1 protein-coding gene is annotated in these 1000 nt (G+C 71.8%); it reads left to right on the plus strand.

Features of this window, described 5'->3' with window-relative positions; genetic code table 11:
* On the plus strand, positions 1–701 hold a 701-nt coding region (locus tag ACIBEC_RS47860), incomplete at its 5' end, for an IPT/TIG domain-containing protein (protein WP_360510363.1).
* Positions 702–1000: the final 299 nt, after the last annotated feature.

Genomic DNA, 1000 nt, shown 5'->3' on the forward strand with positions numbered 1-1000 from the left:
CCGTGACTCTCACCGGCCACAACCTGGCCAACGCCACCGCCGTGCACTTCGGTACCGCCCAGGCAGTTATCACCGCCAACACAACGACGTCGATGACCGTCCTCACCCCCGCCGGATCCGGTGCCGTCCCCGTGACGGTCACCACCCCGGGCGGCACCGGCACCCTCGGATCCTTCTACTACACACCGGTCCCCGCCCTCACCGACATCAGCCCCGTCGCGGGCCCCGTCGCAGGCAGCGACCAGGAGATCGTCATCACCGGCCGCAACCTCGCCGGAGCCATCGACGTGTACTTCGGCCCCACCCGAGCCGTCATCCAAACCGTCTCCGACACCCAGATCACCGTCAGGGCCGCCGGTGCCCCGGCGCCGGGCGGTGCCGCCGTCACCGTGACCACCCCCGGCGGGACCACCGACGGGCTGTCCTACACCTACGTTGACCCGTCCACCGTCACCGGCGTCAGCCCCAACGCCGGACCGACCGCCGGCGGCACCCAGGTGACCATCACCGGCACCGGCCTCGCATTCACCGACCAGGTCACCTTCAACGGCATCCGGGCACCGTTCGAGGTCGTCTCCGACACCACCCTGACCGCCACCGCCCCGCCCAGCGGAGCCGACGGCACCGTCGACGTCATCATCACGGGCCCCGGCGGCACCTCTGCCGGAACGTTCACCTACACCGCCGATCCCAACATCTGACCTCACGTCCGTAGGCTCCCGAGCCGCCTCGCCACCACTCGCAACGCGAGGGCCGGGCACCGTGGCCCGCTGCGAGGTCGAGGCGGGCGGGCCAGGACAGCAGCTCCGCGACACCGCCATAAGCGGTGGTGCCGTCCGGAAGACGGACTGCTGCGCCCCGGCGCGGCGTCGAACACCGTGATCCGGCAGGCGCTCGGCGACCTCGCGCTGCACGGCCTGGTCGCCTCCGACGGCAACCCCAAGGACCGGCACAAGACCTGGCGACTCGAAGGCGCCGCCGGACTGGACGCCGCCGGGCA

It is taken from the genome of Kitasatospora sp. NPDC051164 (genome assembly GCF_044455625.1).
Classification (GTDB): Bacteria; Actinomycetota; Actinomycetes; order Streptomycetales; family Streptomycetaceae; genus Kitasatospora.